The following is a 20,867-nucleotide window of genomic DNA, read 5'->3' on the forward strand; positions in this document are numbered from 1 at the left end:
CCTTCGACAGTCATCGCGGCGGCCCCGCGGCCGGGACGACGGCCGGACGGCACGTCTCCACCGGGGTCGGCTCACCCATCGCCACGACGATCTTCCGGTCCCCGCGGAACGGGTCCCTGCCGTGCGCGGCGAGCACGTTGTCCACGAGCAGCACGTCTCCCCGGGACCACTCCCTGCGGACCGTCGCCGCCTCGTACGCGTCGTTGATCGCGGCCACGTCCGCGCCGCCGAGCCGGCTGCCGTCGCCGAGCGCGGTGGCGAACGGCAGCCCGTCGGGACCGAACTCCGCGAGCAGGACGTCCCTGACGTCGGGATCGAGGGACCATTCGTTCCAGAAGGCGACGTGGTTGAACCACACCTCCTCACCGGTCCGCGGATGGCGGATCAGCGCGGGACGCAGCTGCGTGGTGAACAGCCTGTCGTCGTCGAGCCACTGGTGCCCCACACGCTGCGCGGCGCAGTAGGCGGCGACCTCCGCACGCGAGTCCGCACCGAACGCGGCGCGCCAGCCGAGCGAGATGTGCTCGGAGTAGACGCGGTTCAGCAGCCACCCGTGTTCGCGGAACCGCGCGACCAGCTCCGGCGGCAGGTTCGCGAGTACCCGCCGGCAGTCCGTGACCGGGGTGGCGCCGCCGGCGAGCGGCGCCGTCAGGCAGCAGAACATCAGCACGCCGGGGAATGTCAGCGTGTAGCTGTTCTCGTTGTGCGGCCTGATGGCCTGGGACGAGGGAAGGTCGGTGGAGGAGAAGACGTCGTCGCCGAGCGCGCTGCGCGGCGTCGCCTTCTCCTTGTAGGAGGCTCTTTCGGCGACGAGCACGTCCCTGACCTCGGCGAAGTCCTGTGCGTCGTGGATCGGCAGGCCGGCGAGATACAGCGCGCCGTGCTCGTCGAGTGCCTGCCGGATGCCGGAGCGCTCCTGGCGCAGCCATCGCAGGCAGTCGCCGAGTCCGGTCAGCGGCGGAACCTCGACCGCCACCGGTTCCCCGGGCCTGCGCAGGCACGTGACCCCGGGCCGCGAGTCGTTCAGCGTAGTCATCGTCTCTCCTAGTCAGGGAGTTCGTTCCAGCGCGGAAGCGGCCGTGCGGAACGAGGCCGGGAGCGTCCGCCACACGTCCGGCGTGTAGAAGTGGCCCCCGGGCAGCCGGTCGAGGTGGAACTCGGGGCCCGCCACGGCACGCCACTGGTTCCCCACCGCCGGATCGATCACCGGGTCGTCGGCGCCGTAGAGCACCTGGACGGCGGCGCCGGTCCGCGTGCCTGGCAGCGGCCGGTAGCTGTCGCGGACCCGGATGTCGGCCCGCATGAGCTCCACCGCCATCTCCCGCAGATCGGGGTCGTCGGCCGCGTAGTCGGGAAGCGAGCCTGTGGTGCGCATCCAGGCCATCAGCTCGGTCTCACCGTCCTCGATGCGCGGGAACCTGTCCCGGTCCGTCACGCCTCGGGAGGGTGCGTTGCACGAGGAGACGATCAGCAGGTCCGGGGCCGGCCCACCCGTCCGCTCGATCCGCGTGGCCACGTCGAACGCCATCCAGCCACCCATGCTGTGACCGAACAGGACGTACGGCCGGTCGGCGACCGTACGCACGGCGGCGGTGGCGTCGGCGGCCAGTTCGTCCCACGAGGCCGCGAACGGCTCGGCGAAGCGGCCCTCGCGACCCGGGTAGCAGACCAGCGCCAGGTCGGTGTCCTCCGGCAGCGACCCGGCCCACGCGCGGTACGGCCCGGTGCCTCCGCCGCAGAAGCCGAGGCACACCAGGACGCGTCCGGCGGACGACCGGCGCAGCGGCCGGATGACGGAGGTGCCCTGATCGATCATCGTTACCTCCCGGCGGTGCGGGAGCTCTTGGGACGGATGTCGGTCCACACGGCGTCGATGTGGTCGAGACAGCTCTGGCGGCTGCCGGGCCCGTGTGCGACGCGCCACCCCTGCGGCACACCGATGGATTCGGGCCACAAAGAGCGTTGTTCCTCATCGTTGACCAGGACCAAATAGCGGGAATCCTCATTGTCGAACGGATTCATTTCGCCTCCCGTGCGGAATCGATGAAACGAGCGTAAATGCGCCTCTGGCAGGCCGGCGGCGGTTGGAAGAGGCAGTTGAGCGGCAGTTCACCGCGGTGCGGCAGTTCTCAGTGCGGCAGTTTTCAGGCACGACAAAACAACGGCCGGTCGGAAGGTTTTCAGGCGACGTTTATCTCGCGATGGTGACGGGCCAGCAAATGGCACGTCCACGCGCCTGCGACCAGCGAGACAAGGCCGGACACGACGAAGACCACGGGAATTCCGGCCGTCGCGGCCAGCGCGCCGCCTGCCAGTGCGCCGAGCGGGATTCCCCCCCAGACGAGGGTTCTGTACGCGCCTTGCACGCGGCCGAACAACTGCTCGGGTATCAATGTCTGCCGCAGCGCCATGGTGAGAACGTTGCCGGTCATCACCAGCAGCGCGGCCAGTCCGTAAAGAGCGGTGGCGAGAAACGCGTTGCCGGTGAGACCCATGCCGGCCAGCGCCAAGGGGAACGTCAGCGAGACCAGCGCCAGGGTCCCGGCGCGGCCGAGGCGCGCGCTCAGCACCGGCGCCAGCAACCCACCGGCCAGACCGCCGACGCCGACGACGGCGAGGATGAACCCGTAGCCTCCCTCCGGGACGCGCAGCACGTCGAGCGCGAAAAGGACGAGCACGGCGTTCGCCATGCTCTGCGCGGCGGACGTGACGGCGTTGGCGAGCGTGAGCCCCCGCAGGAACCGGTGTGAGGCGAGCCAGCGCACACCCGCGCGGATGTCGGACCCGATCGCCGCGCGCCGTTCTCCCGGCGGCCTGAAGGCACCGCCGACCGTCACCATCAGCGCCGCGGCCAGCGCGAACGCCAGAGCGTTCGCGAACAGCGGCGCGGCCACGAAGACGCCGAACAGCACGGCGCCGACGGGAGCGCCGACATAGGACTGGCCGCCGATCTCCGCGGTCGACAACATGCTGTTGCCGCGTTCGAGCTGGTCGCGGCGCACCACCATGGGGAGCATCGCACGTCCCGCGCTGTCGTAGACGGTCTCCGCGACACCCACGGCGAACACCGCGACGTACAGCACCGCGATGTGCGTCCACCCCACCGCGCTGCCGACCGCCAGCACGCCGAAGGCCGCTCCCCGGAACAGGGTGGCGGTGACCAGCGCCGTCTTGCGGTCGTGCCGGTCGACGAGCGCGCCGACCGGCAGCGCGCACAGCAGCCACGGCAGGAACGCCAGCGTCGTCAGCGCGGAGATCGCCAAGGGGTCGCGGGTCAGCGTGGTGGCGAGCAACGGCAGAACCGTCCGGCCGATGCCGTCCGCCACGTTGGAGACCCCCGAGGAGATCAACAGGCGCCAGAACGCCGTGCCGTAGCCGCTCATCGCCGCGCGTCCGCTGACCCCGCGAGCCGGCGCGGCCGCTCCGGGAGGCCGCGGTGGCGCGAGGAGACGGCCACGCCGAGCGGAGCGGTCCCCGCGCGCGACCTCTCCGCGCTCAGCAGCCGTACCAGCCCGAGCACCTCGAACCGCGCGCCGTCCTCGGTCACCGGCCGCACGACACCGCGGACGAGCAACCGCCGTACCAGGAGCGCGCACCTCACCACCGGCAGGCCGGTCATCGCGACGGCCTCCTCCACCGACCAGCCCCTGTCGAGCCTGGCGAGCCGGTCGAGCAGCGCGGTCTCGGCCGGGTCCAGTGCGTCCAGCACGTCCGTGAGAAGCCGGCGGATGTCGGCGTCGCCGCAGGGCCCCGACTGGAAGCTCAGCGGATCCGCCTGGATCCGCCTCAGCAGTGACCCGGGGTCGTACACCAGCAGCCAGGCCGCCGCCGCCTCGATCGGCGCGGGCAGGCCGTCCAGCAGCCGGCACAACTCCGCCGTGACCCGCGCGTTCGCGGCGTCCAGCCGGAGATCGGGACGGACCTGGCGCACGTGGCGGGTCAGGAGGCGGACGGCGGGGACGGCGTCATGGCAGGTCCCGCGTTCCGGGACACCGAGCGGCCTCAAGGGGAACACGGTCTCGCCGGGAACGTCGAAGGAGGTCCGTGACGTGATGAGGACGCGTAGCCGCCGGTAGTCGTGGAGCAGTGCCACGAGCGCGGCGAGACGCGACGGCGAGGGCTCGTAACCGTCGAGGACGAGCAGCGCCGGCTCGTCCTGCGCGGCGTGCTCCCCGGCGAGGCCGCCGAACTCGCCGGACCCGGCCCGCATGTCCTCCTCCTGTGTCCCCTCAGGCGGTCCCCGGCGCGCGGACCGCCATCGCACCGGCAGATCACCGGCCGCGTCCAGCAGGTTGGCCACCTCGATCGCCGTCCTGGTCTTGCCGGCCATCGGGAGGCCGGTGATCGTCACCAGACGCTGTTCTCCTCTGGTGAGCAGGTCCACGAGCACGGCCGACTCGGACTCGCGGCCCACGAGTTCGTCCCACGACGCCGGTGGGACCGTCCACCCTTCCGCGGACCGCGGCGCGCACACCGGCGCGGCGCGTCCCGCCGCCGCGAAGTGCTCCCTGCTCCGTCCGGTGAGGCCGAGCCCGTCGGCGATCAACTCGACCGTCCCCGGTCTCGGCCTGGACACCCGGCCCAGTTCGATGTCACGGATGGCCCGCACACTGACCGTCGCCAGATCGGCGAGCTGCCGCTGCGTGATGCCCCGTCTGGTGCGGCAGTGACGCAGAAGTTCCCCGAATCCGTCGTTCATGGTTCGCCTCTCCTGCGCCGTCAGTGCGGCAGCGGCCGGCCGGACGGCGTACGGAGGTCGAGTTCCGGGGCCGTTCCGGGCCGCCTGAGCGAGGTGCGGTGTATACGGCGCATCTTTCTCACCCTTTCTGGTCGGTTCCATGCACGATCGTGTGTGAGTACGGCGTCACCAGCACCATGAAATGCAGTGGTTCGTCGGGATTCACGACCCTGAAACACGTGGAGATCTGCGGGAAAACGGGGAGTATTCCGAACGACGCGTAGTAGGAGTCGATGTCGACGACGATCCGGAAAACCCCGCGGACGGCGGGAGGCGGCGGCCGCCAGAAGCGCAGGCAACCGCTCGCGTCCGTACGTCCCGTGGCCGGCCGCTCCCACACCCCTTCCGACCTGGCCTGCAACCGGGCCGCGACTCCGTCGACCGGACGGCCCTGCGCGCAGTCGACGACCTTCATCGTTATGCTCAAGGCTCCTCCAGGCCGGGCAGCGTTTGCACCGCGGAATGGCTCGCACCGGCTGCCGTCGTGCGGTGGAACCGGCGCGTGGCGCTCACGTTTTCCGCCGCCGCTATCACCGCGCTATCACCGCGCAAAACGGCGATGCCACGCCATCTCATTGAGGTGTCGCTTACCGCAGTGATAGCCATCGTTTGGGGGCTGAGCGTTCAGTTGACATCACGAGACGGACCCCGGCCGAAGGGTCCGGCGGATCCCCGCGACAGGCGGCGGACGTCAGGGAGGTAACCAAATGACCGGCACCACCATCCGGCATCACCTCGGCATCGCGGCCGTCCTCCTGGCGCTCGCCGGCGGCTGGGCCGCCTCGTCGCCGGCCGGTGCCGAGACCACCACGGTCACCGCGATGATCCAGCTCGACGGCCCGCCGTGGGGTGTCGCCGGTGAGCAGGAGCCGGCCGGTCCGCCGTGGGGTGTCGCGGATCCCGAGCAGCCGTCGGGTCCGCCGTGGGGCTGACCGCCTCCAGCCCTGACCGCTCCCGTCAGTCCCGGTCGTCCGGCGGCGGCTCCGCGTCCAGCCTGGTGAGAGCCGCGCCGATGTGCTCCGCCAGCACCAGGTCGATGCCGGCCGCCAGTTCCCTGGCCGCGCGCCACGAATCCTTCGCGGCCTCGGCACGGCCGGCCGCCTCGTGGACCCGGCCGGCGAGGTCCAGCACGCGGGCCTGCCACACCGCCGCGGAGCCGAGAGCCTCCAGCGCGCCGCGTGCCTCCTCCAGTCTCGACAGCGCCGCACCGGGCCGGCCCTGCGCGAAGTCGAGTTCGCCGAGGCCGAGCAGCACCCGGCCGCGGACGAGCAGATCCCCCGTCCGTCCGGCCAGCGCGTACGCCGCGTCGAGGTCGGCCTTCGCCTGAGCGAAGGCCTCCTGCCTGATCCGCGCGACACCCACACCGAGCAGTGCGTACGCCTGACCGACGATGTCGCCGACCATGTTGGCCGTCACCTCGACGGACTTGAACGCCTCGATCGCGTCCTCCATCTGGTCCCTCAGCAGGTACAACTCCGCCAGCTCGTACTCCACCTGGGCCTGGACCCGCCGTGAGCCGGCCCTCCTGCACCTGACGAGCGCCTTGTGCAGACACGCACCCGCCAGGTCGAACCCCCGGCGATCCTTGTGGATCTTGGCCATCTCGAGCAGCATGTGCGCCTCGCCGACCGGGTCGCCGGCCCTCTGGAAGTCGGTGAGCGCCTGCTCGTGACGCCGCATCGCGAGGTCGTACCGCCCCTCCAGGCGGTCGACGAACGCCAGCCCGCCGAGGGACAAGGCCCTGCCGTGCGCGTCCCCCAGCTCCTCGAACAGCCGCAGCGCCTGCGTCAGGCACCGCGACGCGTCCTTCAGCCGTCCTCTCAGGGCCAACGTGCCGAGCGAATACAACATGGCGGCCTCGCCACGGCGGTTGCCGGCGGCCCGGACCGCGGCGAGCGCGCACTCATGGGTTTCCCGCCAGTCGTCCACATGGGAACCCGCCTCGAACAGCGTGACCGACGTGATGGCCAGGTCCCAGCACAGTTCGTCGAGCCCGGCCTGACCGGCACGGAACACCGCGCTCACCAGCGCCGTGTGCTCGACCCTCAACCAGTCGAGCGGCTCGGCCAGCAGGACGTCCGCGGTGGTCGAGGGCAACGGCCACAACTCCGCGTCGCCATGCAGGACGCAGTAGTCGCCGCCGTACTCACGCCGATGGGCCTCCGCGGCGAGGAACAGCCAGCATCCGATGAGTCTGCGCAGCGACGCGACGCGTTCCCCCGTGGACTCCTCCTCCGCCAGCCGTTCCAAGGCGAAGATCCGCACCAGATCGTGGAGGTGGTAGCGGACCATTCCGTCCTCGTCGAGCCTGGCCTCCACCAGCCGTGCGTCGACCAGGCTCTCCAGCAGGTTCTCCGCGTGATGGACGTCGCAGTCGAGCAACGGCGCCGCCACCCAGGAGGCGAAACCGACCTGTCCGAGCTGTCCCAGCCTCATGAACAGCCGCCGGCGGTCGTCGTCCAGGCCGTCGAAGGAGAACGACAACGTCGCGCGGATGTTCACACCGTTGATGTCCAGCTCGTCCAGCCGCTGCCGCTCGTCCCTGAGCCTGCGCACCAGGTGACCGACCCGCCAGTGCGGCCGCGCCGCCAGCTTCGCCGCGGCGATGTTGAGCGCCAGCGGCAACCGGTCGCACAGCTCCACCAGGGTGCGGACCGAATCGGTCTCGACACCGGCGCGGTCCGCGCCGATCACCTCGGCCACGAGCGTCACACCGGCTCTCTCGTCAAGCGCGCCGACCTCGAACTGGTACGCGCTGACCAGGCCGTTCAACCGGTTCCGCGTCGTGATGAGCACCGCGCACGTGGACGTTCCCGGCAGCAGCGGAGCCACCTGGCTCAGCGTCATGGCGTCGTCGATGACGATCAGGATCCTGCGTTCGGCGACCCAGCTCCGGTACATCGCGGCCCGGTCCTCCGTACCGGAGGGGATCATGTCGGGTGCCACGCCGAACGAACGCAGGATCTTCTCCAGCAGCCGTTCGGGAGCCTCCGTCCGCCCTCCCTCCATGTGGAACGGCGCGAACAACTGCCCGTTCGGATAGCCCTCCCTGAGGATGTGCGCCGCGCGCAACGCCAGCGCCGTCTTCCCGACCCCGCCGATGCCGGTCAGCACGACGACCGGCGCCGACGGGGACTCCCCCCGCGTGTCGTCGTCGTGCGACAACAGCGAGACGACGCGATTGAGAAGGTCCTCGCGACCCACCAGCTCCGCCGCCGCCGGCAACTGCCGCGGCACCGGCACGGCCGCCGTCCATCCGGCCTGCACCGCCGGGCTCTTGACCTCGGACGGAAGTTCGAGAGAGTCGTCTTCGAGCAGGATGGCCTGTTCGAGCTGCCGGAGCTCGCTCCCCGGATCCAGCCCCAGTTCCTCGAGCAGGATCTCCCTGCCCTCCCTGAACGTGTCCAGCGCCTCGGCCTGCCGTCCCGAACGGTAGAGAGCGATCATCAACTGCGCGCGCATCCGCTCTCTCAGCGGATGCTCCGCGACCAGTTCCCCCAGCTCGGCGATGACATCACGATGCCGTCCGAGCTGGAGCTCGATGTCCAGGCAGTCCTCGAGGATCCTCAGCCGCGTCTCGTTCAGTCGTGTCGCCGCCGAACTCACGATCCGGCTCTCCACCCCCGCGAGCGCGGGCCCCCGCCACAACGACAACGCCGACCTGAAGTGCCCGGCCGCGTCCGGCAACCGGCCGTCACCCGCCGCCGCCGTCCCCACGGCCACCAGCTTCTCGAAGCGCGTCATGTCCAGCGCGTCGTCCGCCACCTCGATCACGTACCCGGGTGGCCGCGTGGAGATCAGTGCCTCGTCCCGTCCCTCTTCCAGCAGCCGCCGCAGCCCCGAGATGATCATCTGTAACTGGGTCCTGGCCGTCCGAGGCGGCTCCTCGTCCCACAGCGCCTCAAGCAACCGGTTCACGGGGACGACCCGGCCGGCTTCGAGCAGCAACATCGCCAGAACCGTCTCTTGCCGAGAGGCCGCGATACTTCGAGACCGCCCATCGATCACAACCTCGAGAGCACCAAGCAGCCGGAATTCCATCCCGCCTCGCGAAGTTGTCGTCCGTGGGACCTCTATGTCAATGGTTGTATGTATTCCGCGACGCAGTCAAGGCACTGTCAAGCCGACGCCTCGCTCCGGTCGCCAAGGTTCACCAGTGGGCCTCCACGCAGCACGGCGGGCCGGGACCTCGGTCCCGGCCCGCCGTTGTGGTGAGCCCCTGCCCCAGGCGGGTCAGGATCAGATGGCGGCGCAGGTGACGGTGGCGCCGGCGCCGGTTCCGTTGCCCTGGAAGCCGAGGCTGGTGCTCTGTCCCGCCCCCAGCCGTCCGTTGTAGCTCTGGTTGGCGACCGTCACGGTGCCGCTGGTGCCGGTGTTGACGCCGTTCCACATCGAGGTGATCACGGCTCCGGACGGCAGTCTGAGGGTCAGCCTCCAGCCGTTGATCGCGCTGTTGCCGGCGGTGACGTTCATCGCGGCGACGAATCCGCCGTTCCACTGGCTCTCGACCGAGTAGGTCGCCGAGCAGCCCCCGGTCCCGCCGGTGGGAGTCGGCGTGGGAGTCGGCGTGGGGGTCGGCGTCGGAGTCGGCGTGGGGGTGGGAGTCGGCGTCGGCGTGGGGTTACCGCCGTCCAGCGTGAGGTTCTTGCGCTGGATCTGCCACTGGGTGTTACACAGCCCGCAGTTGTTGCCGACGAAGTTGGCGCCGGCCGTCGTGTCGCCCTTCAGCCGCCACTTCAGCCACAGCACCGCCACCCGGCCGAACTCGCCGCCGTTGGTCTGGTCGTACGTGCCGCCGTGGCCGACGTTCAGGTTCCCCATGAACGCGGGCAGCGTGGCCGGCAGCTTGCCCCAGTCGTCGATGGCGTTCGGGTAGGCGATGTCACTGGTCCCGCCGATGAAGTAGCCGATCGGCTTCGTCAGCCGGCGCAACTGGTAGTCGTCGGCGTCGTTCAGCAGGCCACTGCTGAAGATCATGGTCGTGCTGATACGCGCGTCGTTGGAGACGGCGTACGCCTCCAGCCCTCCACAGGAGAACCCACCAACGGCGATCTTGCCGGTCTCCAGCTTGCCGAAGTACTTGCTGCCTTGACGGCTGTTCTCCGCCACGGCCCAGTCGATGGACTGGGTGAGCATCTGGGACGTCGTCGAGCCTGAGGCGTTCGGGCCGCCGTTGGCGATGGCCAGGAACCCGTGCGACGCGATCTCACGGAGGAAGTTCTGCTGCGACAACCCGTTGGCCGAGCAGCCTCCGTTGCCCCACACGAAGATGGGAAGCTTCTCCGACGGAAGCGTCTGTGGCCGGAAAATGGTGTGATTGGGCAGGCCGGAGGAGGTCTCATAATCAGCCGGGTAGGGACCCGAGCCGCCGACCGCCGCGGCGCTCGGCACCGCGGTGAGCGCCACTAGTCCGGCGCAGACCGGCGCGACCACAGCCGCCAGCGCGGCGATGATGGAGCGTCTTCTCAATTCGCCCTCCGAAGGTGTCACGACAGCGCTCTATGTCGGATCTGACGTGCGAGGCGCACGCCGACCGAGCCCGACACGGCACAACCACCAGGCCGGCCGGCGCCGGCCGGATCCGGGGACCGACATGGCGAACCATCGACTGCGAGTTGCGCTCGTCTCCGGTGGAAGGAGCCGATGAGAGCAACGTGCAGTTACTATCACTGCGGTCACAAAAAGTGTCAATCAATACCGAACGGCGCACGCGCCGACAAGAAGCACGTCCGACGAGATCGCATTCAGGCGGCAGGTCCCGAACCTGTGGAACCCCTTGGCGCCGCACGGGGAAGACGAACCGGCACGTGCCGCTCCCGCGCAGCTCACACCACCTGACCGGCGCTTCTCCCCCACAAGGTCACCCAAGCGGCGACCGGCCGCGACCCCGGCACGCCGCAGGCTCACGACCCGCACCCCCGCGGCCCGGCGGCCGTACGAGCGGGTGAAACTTTCCCCTGATCACCCCGGCCGGCCGGGGTGGAAACGCCGTACTCCGACGCATGGAAATGCGTGATCCATGACCCGGCGTCCGGCCAGTACGGCGTCGCGACCTCGATGAGCCGCGCCTCGGCGAGCGAGCCGAGAGCGGAATGAACCTCCAGCATGAGCTCCCTGGCGGCCGCGCGGGGCCACGGCGCCGGCAGCAGATGCTCAGGCAGATCCGGGTCGATGTCCGGGAACTTCCGCCAGGAATCCATGACCGAGGTCCGCGCCACCAGCGCTCCCGCCGCATCGACCTCCCCCTCGCGCACCGCCACCCGCAGATCCGAGTACCGCGCGATGAAAGCCTCATAAGCCGCGGCAAGGCCCACCAGATCGTAGGCCGCCGCCGGACCGTGCGGCCCCGCCTCCTCGTCGAACCGCGTGTGCATCACCGACCACCGACCCCCGTCGACCCCGTCCAGAACGTCGCGCATCGCCTTGCTCACCGCTCCGGCATCCGACCCCGGCCTGATCCACACACTGTCGTACAGCCGCGCGAACCGCAGCCCCAGAAGTGCCTTCCGCACCGCGTGCCGCGACCTCTGCCCCGCCTGAGGCACCGAGAACGAAACCGTCACCCACTCACCGGTCCACCGCGGCGGCCGGGCCCCGAACCCCAGGAACTGATCCATCCGCCACCGATGCTTGGCGATCGCCTGAGGCGTGAGGTGATAAACCGGCGGCCGCGCGTCCCCCCGCACCGCGATCAACCCCCGCTTGGTCAGCCGGGACAACGCGGCCCGCGCACTGGCCTCACTGATCCCGAACTCCCCGAGCATCGCGACCACCGCCACCGACGGCAGATCGGCGTCCGAGGAGTCGAGATACTCCCCCAGCAACGTCGTCAGCAGATGCTGAGGATTAGGCCCGGCCTGAACCCGCGGCCCCCCGAACTCATCCAAAGACAACTCGCCACTCACGTCCTCAGCTTGCCCCACCCCCGGCACCCACGCCGAACGACCTGACCTCCAAGCGACGGCGGACAACGTCGCCATCGCCGGAAGATCAGGCACATCCGCTCACCGACGCCGTCAGCCTTGATCGGCGTCGTCCGGCAACGGCTCACCCGTCTCCAGCAGCGACTTGAGGCTCGACAACACATTCGGCCAGCCATGGCTGACCATCTCGGCCAGACTCGACCCCGGCTCGAACCGGTCGTGCACGACGGTGAGCCTCACCACCTGCGCCGCCTCCTCGATCGTGAAGGTGACCTTCGAACGCGCCTCCCCCGACAGCCGGTCGAGGACCTCCTCGTCCCACCCGAACCGCTTGGCGAGCTCCGGAGTGATGGCGTGCCATGTGTAGGAGAGCCTGCGGTAAGGCTCCGCCTCCAGCACGACCTGCTCCGGGTCACTGATCAGCACGCCGTGGTTGTCCCAGGTCATCGGCGACCCGGCGGCCCAGTCCGTGACGAACTCCGTGGCCCAGTACCGACGCGTGAAGGCCGGCTCGGTCAGCGCCTGCCAGAGCTTCTGCGGAGTGGTGCGGATATAGGTGGTGTAGACGAAGGTAGGCGCGTCCATCGAGGTCTCCTCCAAAGCAAGTTTCAGATCCGCCAGAACTTGAACCCTGGCCTGGTCGTAACGACTGATCCACCGGTGAGCGATCTCGTGCACAGGCGCCGCGTTGAGGTAATGCAACTTCTCCCGCCCCCGCCGCACAGTGGCGACCAGCCCGGCCTCCTCCAGCACCGCGAGGTGCTTACTGACCGACTGCCTGGCCATGTCGAGCCCGGCGCACAACTCCCGCAACGTCTGCCCATTACGACCATTGAGCGAGTCGAGCAACGCACGCCGACTCGGATCGGCCAACGCCTTGAACACCTCGTCCATGCCGCTCCCCGTGGATAGGCAGCCATTCGGCTGCCCTTTATTTATGCAGCCATTCGGCTGCCTGTCAAGCGCGCCAACTGTCTGACACTTCACACCAAGCAGCGGCACATCCGGGCGGGGCCGCGCGTCCAGAGCGACGAGGTCGTGCGGCCCCTCTGAGGAACACCGCGTGTTCTAGCGGGCCAGGCGGTCCAGCAGCTCGCCGAGCAGCGCGCGTTCGCCAGGGGTGAGGTCGCCCGGGTCGTCGCCGACCAGCGCGCGCAACGTCAGTGCGGCGCTCGCACGGGTCGCGGGGGCGTCGGCGGAGTGCGTGTGCAGGACCCCGGCCAGCGCGGCCTCGCGGACGCGTCCGGACAGCCTGAAGTCCGGCTCCGGCTGGCTGATCAAGGTGAGCGTGATGCCGACGTTGGCGGCGAGCACCTGTTCGGCGGCTTCGTCCGCCGGCACCTTGAGCAGGCCCTGAGCGGCGGCGGCGGTCAACCGCTCGCGCAACGCGGCGTGCGCGGGAGCGGTGACGGCGCAGGGCTTTCCCGGCTCGGCGCGGCCGTAAAGCAGCCCGTAGAACGACGGGTGCTCCAGCCCGAACCGCACGTGTCTGTCCCAGCCCTCGCGCAGGTCGTCCAGCGGGTCGCCAGAGCTCTCGACCGCCGTGTACTGGGTGAAGCCGTGGTTCACCACGGCGTCGATCAGGCCCTGCTTGCTGCCGAAGTGGTGGTACAGCGTCGGGGCCTGCACCCCGGCGCGTTCGCACACCGCCCTCGTGGACACCGCGCCGCCGCCCTCAAGCAACTCCGCCGCGGCGAGCAGGAGTCGATCCCGTGCGTTCTGCATGTTGCTACATTACTCCATATAGCGCTACATTGCTCGCTATAGCGAGAGGAGAAGTCCATGAGGACTTGGTTCGTCACCGGCGGGACACCCGGAGGGTTCGGCCTGGTCTATGCCGAGGCCGCACTGAAACAGGGCGATCAGGTGGTGGTGACAGCACGTCGGCCCTCTGAACTGCGGGAATGGGCTGAACCGTACGGTGACCGTGTGCTGGTTCTCCAGCTCGATGTCACCGATGCCGAGCAGGTGCGCGCAGCGGTCAAGACGGCAGAGGAGCGGTTCGGCGGGATCGACGTGCTCGTCAACAACGCGGGCCGTGGCTGGTTCGGCTCGGTCGAGGGGGCCCCCGACGAGACGATCCGCCGCACGTTCGACCTCAATCTGTTCGCCGTGGTCGAGGTGATACGCGCGGTCCTGCCTGGTATGCGGGCACGCGGCGACGGCTGGATCGTGAACATGTCGTCGGTGGCAGGCCTCGTCGGCGCACAGGGGTTCGGCTACTACTCAGCGGCGAAGTTCGCGCTCGAAGGACTGTCGGAGACACTGCGCCATGAAGTTGAGCCGTTCGGTGTGCGCGTGCTCGTCGTAGAGCCTGGAGCGTTCCGTACCAAGGCTTTCGCCGGCTTCCGGAACGAGCCCGTCAACGAGACCGTCGACGCCTACGTGCCGCTGATCGAGGGCGTCAAGGCGGCGTTCGTGGAACACAACGGCAAGCAAGAGGGTGACCCTGAACGCGGAGTGCAGGCCGTGATCAGCGCGATGAACGCACCCGTTCCGCCGCAACGGATCGTGCTCGGCAACTCCGGCTACGACGTCGTTGTCGCGATGCACGAGAACGCACTCGCGGAGCTGCGCGCGAACGAAAAGCTCTCGCGCGGTGCGGACTTCTGAGCCTGTCGCCAGAACGTGAGGCGGATTGAGTCACCACACAACCGACCCGACGAAGCCTTCACCAATATGCGTGCCAGGACGCACCCGCGTCCCGGCACCCGAGAAGACCGGAGAGCAGAAATGGACGACATCACCCTTCCCAAGGCCGTCGAGAACTTCATCGCGGCCACCAACGCGCACGACACGAACGCGCTGGCCGCGGTCTTCGGCGACGGGGCCACCGTGCGCGATGACGGGACGACCTACGTCGGCGAGGCCGAGATCCGCGAGTGGATCCAGGGGCACCTGATCAACCCCAAGATCGTGATCACGCCGACCTCGTTCGCGGGCGACCGTCTGGTGGCCTCCGGGGACGGTGAGTTCCCCGGCGGGCCTCTGTCCTTCGCGTTCGTGTTCGGCATCAAGGACGACCAGGTCACCGACCTCGCGATCGACCCCGTCTGACTCATCACCGGCCCGGGGCGGCCTGAGGGCCGCCCCGGCCATGAACAGGGAACCAGCCATGGGCAGGCACCATGGACGAACTGAGGGGGTTCACCCGGAGGAGGCGGTGGGGCGGCTGAGGACGGGGGTGAGGGCCAGGCCGGCGAGGGAGAGGGCTACGAGGAGCAGGACGGTTTCGTGGAACGCGTCGCCGTGCGGCGCTCTGGCCTCGTAGAAGGCGGCGATCCCGGCGATGCCGAGGGAGCCTCCGACGCGCTGGGCGACGTTGAACACCGTGGTGCCGTCGGCCATGTCCTCCTTGCTCAGGCCGTTCATCATGCCCATGATGATGGGCTGCAGGGTGAGCCCGAGCGCCACGCCGCGTCCGGCCAGCAGCGCGGCGAGCAGCCAGGGCGGGGTGGTGGCGGTGACCAGAAGCAGCAACCCGGTGACCGCGGCGAGCAGGAGCATCCCGCAGGCGACGGTGGTGCGCAGGCCACGGGCCGCGGCGAGCTTCTCCCCGAGGCCCGTGCACACACCCATGGCGATGCCCTGGGGCAGCAGGACCAGCCCGGCGGCCACCGGGGACAGGCCCTGCTCCCGCAGCAGGAAGACCGGGATCAGGAACATCACGGCGAAGAGCACGATTGAGGCCACCACCGAGACCAGCACGGCGACGCGACTCCCGAGTGTCGACAGCAGGCCGAGGGCGAGGGCGGGGTGGCTGGTACGGCGGGCGTGCAGGACGTACCCGCCGAGCAGCGCGAGACCGGCCACCGCGGGCACCGAGCCCCATCGGGTGCCGCTGGTGATGAGCGAGGCGCCGTAGATGGCCGCCGTGGCGCCGAGGGCCAGCAGCGCCAGCCCGACCAGGTCGAGCGGTCCGCGGTCGGCGTCGGTGCGGGGTGGGTCGGCGGTGAGCCGGCTCACGCCGAGCAGGCCGAACGCCACGAGCGGCACGTTGATCAGGAAGATGAGCCGCCATCCGCCGGCTGCGACGAGCAGCCCGCCGACGGTGGGGCCGAGCGCGGGGGCGAGGAAGAACAGCAGACCGGCCACCATCGGGGGACGCGCCCCCCGTTCACGCTCGCCGCCGAACAGCAGGGTCAGCGCGAGGGGGATGAGCGGAGCGCTGGCGAACCCCTGCACCGCGCGCAGGGCTATCAACGCCTCGATCCCGGGCGCGAGCCCGCAGGCGGCCGAGGACAGCGCGAAGGCGGCGAGCGCGATCATGTAGAGCCGCCGGTTGCCGATCCGGCGGGCGAGCCACGCGGTGGCGGGAAGGCAGACGCCGATGCCGAGCAGGTACGCGCTGACGATCCAGCCGACGGTGGCGAGCGGCGCGTTCAGCTCCTGCCCGATCTCCGACACCGCGACGTTGACCGCGTTGGAATCGACCATGGACGCGATGGGCCCGCACACCAGCCCGGCCATCACCAGCGGGCCCGTCGGTCGCCGGTCGACCACGCGTGGTTCTTGTTGCAGCACCTCAGACATGGATCACGGGCTCCTCACAGACGCGCGGCGAGCGGAACCGGACGGAGGCGCCCCCGGTGCGGACGTCCTCTTCGAGGATTTCAGGCATAGGTCGGGGCCTCCTCACGGTCGTGCAGCAGGCCGAACTGGACGAATCTGTCCCGCAAGGTGAAGCGGCGCACGCCGAGGCCGGACATGTTGTAGGTGATGATCGTCTGGAGCCGGTGGTTGTCCTGGTTGCGGCGCAGCATGTGCCGGCCGACGACGCGCATGCGCCAGGAGGTGTCGGTGAAGAGCATCGCCAGGTTGTGGCTGAGCCGGGAGACGTAGTCGATGGCCGGCCGCCGGATCGCGTCGTAGCGGCCGAGCGCGGCGTCCACCGACTCCTGCGTGAGTTCCCCGGCGCCGGTGAGGTTCTCGGCGAGCGTCCAGGCGTCGGCGATGGCGGCGTTCATGCCCTGCCCGGCCATGGGGTGAACGCAGTGGGCGGCGTCGCCGGTCAGCGCGAAGCCCGGCGTCACCCAGCGGGTCGCGTTGTACCGGTAGGCCGCCACCACTTGAGCGTCGTGCGCGCTCGCACGCAGCGGCTCCGCCACCTCGGCGAGCGCGGGGACCCGGCGGAGCATGTCGTCGGTCCAGGCGGCCAGCTCGGGCCGGCGTACCCCTCCGGCGGGGACCTGGGCGTACAGCCGGGCACGGCCGGCGGGCATGGGGAACAGCAGGCGCAGCCCGTCCCGGGTCAGGTGCGCGGCGATGTCCGGGCCGAGCCCGGGGTCGGCGAGGTCGTAGCCGACGAGCTGATGCCCGTACGACGTGCGTCGCACCTCGATGCCGGCCTGGGTGCGCAGCCGGGACCCCGACCCGTCGCAGGCCACGACGAGCGCGGCGGTGACCTCCTCGCGCTCCCGGCCCGCCACGACGGCGACCCCGCGTACCCGCCCGGAGCCGTCGCGGAGCAGTTCGTCGGCACGCGCGCCGTACCGTACCTCGGCGTCGAGTCCGGCGGTCACCGTGCCCTTGATGGCGGCGTAGGTGTGCACCAGGCAGTACCGGTACGGGTCGTCGAGGCCCCGATAGTCCAGCGCGCCGATCTCCTCGCCCTTCTCGGTACGGCAGCTCAGCCGCTCGGCGGTCAGGGCTCCCGCGGCGCGCAGCCCGTCGAGGGCTCCCAGCGTGCCGAGGATGTGCAGGGACCGGGGCTGGAGGAGTTCGCCCTTGTGCACCTGCGGCACGTGCCGTTGTTTCTCCAGCACGAGCACTCGGCGTCCCTGCCGCCCGAGGGCGCGGGCGAGGGTCAGGCCGCCGATCCCCCCGCCGCAGACGATGACGTCGTAGTCCGGCATCGGTCGCTCACTCCTTCGTGGCAGCCCGGTAGCGGCCCAGTGCCTGCAGCGCGTAGCCGTCGGCGATGTGGTCGCACCAGTAGGTGAGCCCGAGGAAGTACACCCCGAGGCGGGTGGCGTCCCACAGGCCGTCGGCTCGCTGGTGGTCGAGGAGCCACCGCACGCCGGCGCCGGTGGCGGGGTGGTCGGCGTGCCCTGCGCTGACCAGGCCGAGGACGGCCCACGCGGTCTCCTCGGCCGAGGACGGCTGCGATCCGCCGTCGCCCCAGCCGCCGTCGCTCCGCTGGTGGCCGAGCAGCCAGGTCAGTGCGCGGGTGGCGGTCGGCGTGCCGCCGAGGCCCAGCCGGCCGAGCGCGTCCAGGACGCGGGCGGTGCCGGCGGTGCTGTCGCGGAACCAGATGCAGGGGTACGACCCGTCGGCCCGCTGCGCCTTGCCGAACCAGCGAACGGCGCGCGCCAGCGGCGCCGCGAAGTCGTCACCGAGGCCGTGGGCCGGCGGTGGGCCTGCGGCGGCGTGCAGCGCGAGGACGGCGTGGGAGGTCATGACCGAGCACGGCGCGTCCATGCTGACCTTGGCGTTCCTGGCGAAGCACCCCCAGGAGCCGTCGCTGTTCTGCATGGTGAGCAGCCAGGCCGTACCGCGCCGCAGGCTGGAGTCGTCGGCACCCGCACCCAGTGCGGCCAGCGACGCCACCGCGCAGGAGGTGTCGTCGGTGTCCGGCCAGCCCGAGGGCAGGGACCAGCCCCAGCCGCCGGCCGGGCAACCGGTGGGTGCGAACGGGCGGCTGCGCTGGCTCGCCCTGATCCACTCGCCGGTGCGCCGAAGCCGCGGGTCGTCGCCGAAGCCGGCGTCGACCAGTCCGTGGGTGAGGTACATGCTGACCGAGAACTCGATGTCGCGGTCGACGGGCCAGGCTCCGTCGGGCCGGACGGTGCCGCGCAGGTAGCGCAGGTAGTCGGCGACGATGCCGGGGGCGGCGCCGGCCGAGGCGAGGCCCAGGCAGACGACCGACGCCATCAGCGCGGACTCCTCGACGGCGCCGTCCGGGCCCTCGTGGTCGTGCAGGTCCGCAAGGTAGTCCAGCGCGCGAGGCTCGGCGAGCCGGTTGACGGCACGGCGCAGCGGCCCGAAGCGCTGGGTGCGCGACTGCATGACACCCCAGGACATCAGGCCGGGCACGGTGAAGGACAGTTTCCTCCGCAGCCACGACGAGGCCAGGGCCAGCTCGAACGGCATGCGGCCCACCCGCTCGGCCGGGTACAGGCCGGCCAGCGCCAGGTACTGCTCGCAGACGGCCTTGAGCGTGCACCGACGCCGGTCGGCGACCGCGTCCCACCCGCCGAACCCTTCGATCCGGGCCAGCCCGGCGGCCACCGCCTCCTCGCTCGCCGCCGCGTCGGTGAGGCGGAGTGCGGCGACGGCGATGGCGGTGGCGTTGAGGCTCGCGGGTGCCTCGGGGGTGTCACCCCAGCCGCCGTCGGCGAGCTGATGGCTGCGCAGCCAGGAAGCGCCGGCCGCCACGAGTTCGCGGGAGGCGTCCGGGTCGGCCACTCGCAGAGCGATGATCACCGACCCGGTGGAGACGGCCGAGGAGGGGAGGAACCCTTCCCACGACCCGTCCGGACGCTGCCGCGCGAACAGGCCCTCGGCGGCCTTGGCGATGCCCGCGCCGACCGACAGGGTCGTCGTCACGGCGCGGGCTCGGTGCTCGCCTCGACCGCGCACTCCGACGGCGGGCCGGCGCGCAGGCGGGTCTTCTTGTAGCTGTTGAACAGCGAGCGCATGAACAGCAGTTTCGGCATGGAGGGCGCCTTGCGGATGTCCAGGCGGCCGCTGACGATGGCCTCGCGCCCGCCCAGCTCGCCGCTGGTGAGGCGGTGCAGGGTGAGCGGCTCGGTCCTGATCACGATGTCCGCCTGGTCGTACGGGACCGCGCCGGCCGCGACCTCGCGCAGGTCGCGCCGCACCCGCATGACGTACGGCTCGACCGCGCCGTCCGGGCCCTGGAACTCGTACAGCACGCTGAGCGACCCGCGGGCCAGCCGGTCGGCGATCGTGGGGTTGCCGTCGCTCGCGGCGAGCATCTCGCGCAGCTCGGCCACGGCCTCGTGCACGGTCATGGTGTCTCGCATCGTCAGCTCCTCGCCGGTGCGGTGGTGACCGCGCGGGCCTTGTAGGACGCCAGGGAGAGCCCGTCCACGGGGAAGAAGGGCTGGTCGGCGGCGGGTAGGGGTTCGGCCGCCGCCGCGGCCGGGAGGTCGGGCAGCTCGGCGAGCATCTCGGCGGCGGGCCGCACATAGGTGGGGTCGGTCACGTCGGCCCGGCCGGTGTGGATGATCGAGCGTGCCAGGCAGCCCATGTCCTCGCCGCGCGCCTTGCGCAGGAGCGGGGCCTGCCAGATGTCGGTGATGCTCTGCTCGCGCAGGCTGCCGATCTTCGCGTGGACGAAGGGGCAGGAGAACACGTCGCCGTTGGGCTGCACGCTGACCATGAACCGGCCGACCTTGCAGCCGGCGCTCTGCTCGAAGCCCACCGCGTGCCCGGCGTGGTGCAGGTCGTCGTCGGGTGCGCGCAGTTCGATGCCCTGGGGGCAGGCGAGCCGGGTCTGGGTGGGGACGCTGATGCCGAGCGGCGCGCCGATGTCGCGCAGGCGCTCCAGTGTGCTCATGAAGAGCTGTTTGCCGATGAGGTCGGCCCGCCGGTCCTCGGCGCCGCCGGCGGCGCGGCCGACCATGAAGATCGGCAGCAGGATCAGTTCCTCGACCCCCTCGTCGATGGCCCAGCGGAACAGGTCGGGAATCGCGGGGTAGCTGTCCTCGCTGACGACGATGCGGACGCTGGTGCGCAGGCCGCGCTTGATGGCGTGCCTGATCGTGCCCCTGGCGCCGGCCAGCGAGCCCTTGACGCCGCGGACGGCGTCGTGGACGGCCTCGTCCTTGCTGTCGATGGAGACGCCGATCATCTCGAGGCCGCCGTCGACCAGCCGGTCGACCTTCTCGGGCCGGACGTTGAGCCCGTTGGTGAGCAGGGCGGTGTAGATGCCGAGGTCGGTGGAGTAGTCGACGAGCTGGTAGATGTCCTTCCTGGTCAGCGGCTCTCCGCCGAGGAAGGTCACGAACATCACGCCGCTGTCGGCGAAGTCGTCGAGCACGGCCTTGGCCTGGTCGGTGTCCAGCTCGTCGGGGTCGCGCTTGCGGGCGTCCGCGAAGCAGTAGTAGCACTTCAGGTTGCAGGCCCGGGTCACGATCCACCAGGCGGAGGGCGGAGCGGCCAGCTCGCCCGACTTGGCGGTCTGCATATAGTCCTTGAGCCAGCTCATACCGGTTTGCGTGGTTTGCATGGCGCCTCTT

19 protein-coding genes are annotated in these 20,867 nt (G+C 70.5%); 3 read left to right on the forward strand and 16 right to left on the reverse strand.

The annotated features are described in order from the left end of the window. Nucleotides 1-10 precede the first annotated feature (10 nt). The 6 genes from BJ992_RS30785 to BJ992_RS30810 form a co-directional block, all read right to left on the reverse strand. Entirely contained in the window at nucleotides 11-1,036 is a 1,026-nt protein-coding gene (locus tag BJ992_RS30785) for a TauD/TfdA family dioxygenase (protein ID WP_184986957.1), read from the reverse strand. Nucleotides 1,037-1,048: 12 nt separating this feature from the next. Then, nucleotides 1,049-1,816 (reverse strand): thioesterase II family protein, encoded by a 768-nt coding sequence (locus BJ992_RS30790; RefSeq protein ID WP_184986959.1) that lies wholly within the window; start codon nucleotides 1,814-1,816, stop codon nucleotides 1,049-1,051. Nucleotides 1,817-1,818: 2 nt separating this feature from the next. Further along, nucleotides 1,819-2,022, reverse strand: a complete 204-nt coding sequence (locus BJ992_RS30795) for an MbtH family protein (protein ID WP_184986961.1) — start codon at nucleotides 2,020-2,022, stop codon at nucleotides 1,819-1,821. Nucleotides 2,023-2,180: 158 nt separating this feature from the next. Then, a complete protein-coding gene (locus BJ992_RS30800; protein WP_184986963.1) occupies nucleotides 2,181-3,383 on the reverse strand; it encodes an MFS transporter in 1,203 nt (400 codons plus the stop codon). Next, nucleotides 3,380-4,699, reverse strand: coding sequence for a helix-turn-helix domain-containing protein (locus BJ992_RS30805; RefSeq protein ID WP_184986965.1), 1,320 nt, complete (start codon nucleotides 4,697-4,699; stop codon nucleotides 3,380-3,382). The genes BJ992_RS30800 and BJ992_RS30805 overlap by 4 nt, the downstream gene beginning before the upstream one ends. 118 nt (nucleotides 4,700-4,817) lie before the next feature. Further along, nucleotides 4,818-5,165: a hydroxyisourate hydrolase gene (locus BJ992_RS30810; protein WP_184986967.1), complete on the reverse strand. Its 348-nt coding sequence runs from the start codon at nucleotides 5,163-5,165 to the stop codon at nucleotides 4,818-4,820. Nucleotides 5,166-5,445: 280 nt separating this feature from the next. Here BJ992_RS30810 and BJ992_RS30815 point away from each other — a divergent pair, with 280 nt between their 5' ends. Further along, nucleotides 5,446-5,670 carry a hypothetical protein gene (locus BJ992_RS30815; protein ID WP_184986969.1) on the forward strand — a complete coding sequence of 75 codons (225 nt, stop codon included), beginning with the start codon at nucleotides 5,446-5,448 and terminating at the stop codon, nucleotides 5,668-5,670. Between the two features lie 25 nt (nucleotides 5,671-5,695). On the opposite strand, the gene BJ992_RS30820 is transcribed toward BJ992_RS30815, so the two are convergent. The 5 genes from BJ992_RS30820 to BJ992_RS30840 form a co-directional block, all read right to left on the reverse strand. After that, a complete protein-coding gene (locus BJ992_RS30820; RefSeq protein ID WP_281390500.1) occupies nucleotides 5,696-8,779 on the reverse strand; it encodes an AfsR/SARP family transcriptional regulator in 3,084 nt (1,027 codons plus the stop codon). A 198-nt stretch (nucleotides 8,780-8,977) separates the two neighbouring features. Then, on the reverse strand, nucleotides 8,978-10,207 hold the full coding sequence (locus BJ992_RS30825; protein ID WP_184986973.1) for a cellulose binding domain-containing protein: 1,230 nt from the start codon (nucleotides 10,205-10,207) through the stop codon (nucleotides 8,978-8,980). Nucleotides 10,208-10,641: 434 nt separating this feature from the next. Next, a complete protein-coding gene (locus tag BJ992_RS30830; RefSeq protein ID WP_221475048.1) occupies nucleotides 10,642-11,643 on the reverse strand; it encodes a PaaX family transcriptional regulator C-terminal domain-containing protein in 1,002 nt (333 codons plus the stop codon). A gap of 111 nt (nucleotides 11,644-11,754) precedes the next feature. Beyond that, nucleotides 11,755-12,555 (reverse strand): ArsR/SmtB family transcription factor, encoded by an 801-nt coding sequence (locus tag BJ992_RS30835; protein ID WP_184986975.1) that lies wholly within the window; start codon nucleotides 12,553-12,555, stop codon nucleotides 11,755-11,757. Nucleotides 12,556-12,729: 174 nt separating this feature from the next. Then, a complete protein-coding gene (locus BJ992_RS30840; protein WP_184986977.1) occupies nucleotides 12,730-13,386 on the reverse strand; it encodes a TetR/AcrR family transcriptional regulator in 657 nt (218 codons plus the stop codon). Nucleotides 13,387-13,443: 57 nt separating this feature from the next. Between BJ992_RS30840 and BJ992_RS30845 the strand changes: the two genes are divergently transcribed. Then, a complete protein-coding gene (locus BJ992_RS30845) occupies nucleotides 13,444-14,274 on the forward strand; it encodes an SDR family NAD(P)-dependent oxidoreductase (RefSeq protein WP_184986979.1) in 831 nt (276 codons plus the stop codon). Nucleotides 14,275-14,394: 120 nt separating this feature from the next. Further along, nucleotides 14,395-14,718 carry a nuclear transport factor 2 family protein gene (locus BJ992_RS30850; RefSeq protein ID WP_184986981.1) on the forward strand — a complete coding sequence of 108 codons (324 nt, stop codon included), beginning with the start codon at nucleotides 14,395-14,397 and terminating at the stop codon, nucleotides 14,716-14,718. A gap of 90 nt (nucleotides 14,719-14,808) precedes the next feature. Here BJ992_RS30850 and BJ992_RS30855 read toward each other — a convergent pair whose 3' ends face one another. The 5 genes from BJ992_RS30855 to BJ992_RS30875 all read right to left on the reverse strand — a co-directional run bounded on the left by BJ992_RS30855 (nucleotide 14,809) and on the right by BJ992_RS30875 (nucleotide 20,836). Beyond that, entirely contained in the window at nucleotides 14,809-16,194 is a 1,386-nt protein-coding gene (locus tag BJ992_RS30855) for an MFS transporter (RefSeq protein ID WP_184986983.1), read from the reverse strand. 80 nt (nucleotides 16,195-16,274) lie between these two features. Continuing rightward, nucleotides 16,275-17,516 (reverse strand): FAD-dependent oxidoreductase, encoded by a 1,242-nt coding sequence (locus BJ992_RS30860; RefSeq protein ID WP_184986985.1) that lies wholly within the window; start codon nucleotides 17,514-17,516, stop codon nucleotides 16,275-16,277. A gap of 7 nt (nucleotides 17,517-17,523) precedes the next feature. Next, complete coding sequence (locus tag BJ992_RS30865) at nucleotides 17,524-19,209, reverse strand: prenyltransferase/squalene oxidase repeat-containing protein (RefSeq protein ID WP_184986986.1); 1,686 nt, start codon at nucleotides 19,207-19,209, stop codon at nucleotides 17,524-17,526. Continuing rightward, on the reverse strand, nucleotides 19,206-19,649 hold the full coding sequence (locus tag BJ992_RS30870) for a hypothetical protein (RefSeq protein WP_184986988.1): 444 nt from the start codon (nucleotides 19,647-19,649) through the stop codon (nucleotides 19,206-19,208). Before BJ992_RS30870 ends, BJ992_RS30865 begins: the two co-directional genes overlap by 4 nt. 2 nt (nucleotides 19,650-19,651) lie before the next feature. Next, nucleotides 19,652-20,836, reverse strand: coding sequence for a radical SAM protein (locus tag BJ992_RS30875; RefSeq protein WP_184986990.1), 1,185 nt, complete (start codon nucleotides 20,834-20,836; stop codon nucleotides 19,652-19,654). Between the last annotated feature and the right edge of the window lie 31 nt (nucleotides 20,837-20,867).

This window comes from Sphaerisporangium rubeum (genome assembly GCF_014207705.1).
GTDB lineage: Bacteria > Actinomycetota > Actinomycetes > Streptosporangiales > Streptosporangiaceae > Sphaerisporangium > Sphaerisporangium rubeum.

What these genes read in the sequence shown, in the direction of transcription:
- BJ992_RS30785 (WP_184986957.1), bottom strand. Translation starts at nt 1,036, where the DNA reads ATGACTACGCTGAACGACTCGCGGCCCGGGGTCACGTGCCTGCGCAGG.
- BJ992_RS30790 (WP_184986959.1), bottom strand. Translation starts at nt 1,816, where the DNA reads ATGATCGATCAGGGCACCTCCGTCATCCGGCCGCTGCGCCGGTCGTCC.
- BJ992_RS30795 (WP_184986961.1), bottom strand. Translation starts at nt 2,022, where the DNA reads ATGAATCCGTTCGACAATGAGGATTCCCGCTATTTGGTCCTGGTCAAC.
- BJ992_RS30800 (WP_184986963.1), bottom strand. Translation starts at nt 3,383, where the DNA reads ATGAGCGGCTACGGCACGGCGTTCTGGCGCCTGTTGATCTCCTCGGGG.
- BJ992_RS30805 (WP_184986965.1), bottom strand. Translation starts at nt 4,699, where the DNA reads ATGAACGACGGATTCGGGGAACTTCTGCGTCACTGCCGCACCAGACGG.
- BJ992_RS30815 (WP_184986969.1), top strand. Translation starts at nt 5,446, where the DNA reads ATGACCGGCACCACCATCCGGCATCACCTCGGCATCGCGGCCGTCCTC.
- BJ992_RS30820 (WP_281390500.1), bottom strand. Translation starts at nt 8,779, where the DNA reads ATGGAATTCCGGCTGCTTGGTGCTCTCGAGGTTGTGATCGATGGGCGG.
- BJ992_RS30835 (WP_184986975.1), bottom strand. Translation starts at nt 12,555, where the DNA reads ATGGACGAGGTGTTCAAGGCGTTGGCCGATCCGAGTCGGCGTGCGTTG.
- BJ992_RS30840 (WP_184986977.1), bottom strand. Translation starts at nt 13,386, where the DNA reads ATGCAGAACGCACGGGATCGACTCCTGCTCGCCGCGGCGGAGTTGCTT.
- BJ992_RS30845 (WP_184986979.1), top strand. Translation starts at nt 13,444, where the DNA reads ATGAGGACTTGGTTCGTCACCGGCGGGACACCCGGAGGGTTCGGCCTG.
- BJ992_RS30850 (WP_184986981.1), top strand. Translation starts at nt 14,395, where the DNA reads ATGGACGACATCACCCTTCCCAAGGCCGTCGAGAACTTCATCGCGGCC.
- BJ992_RS30855 (WP_184986983.1), bottom strand. Translation starts at nt 16,194, where the DNA reads ATGTCTGAGGTGCTGCAACAAGAACCACGCGTGGTCGACCGGCGACCG.
- BJ992_RS30860 (WP_184986985.1), bottom strand. Translation starts at nt 17,516, where the DNA reads ATGCCGGACTACGACGTCATCGTCTGCGGCGGGGGGATCGGCGGCCTG.
- BJ992_RS30870 (WP_184986988.1), bottom strand. Translation starts at nt 19,649, where the DNA reads ATGCGAGACACCATGACCGTGCACGAGGCCGTGGCCGAGCTGCGCGAG.
- BJ992_RS30875 (WP_184986990.1), bottom strand. Translation starts at nt 20,836, where the DNA reads ATGAGCTGGCTCAAGGACTATATGCAGACCGCCAAGTCGGGCGAGCTG.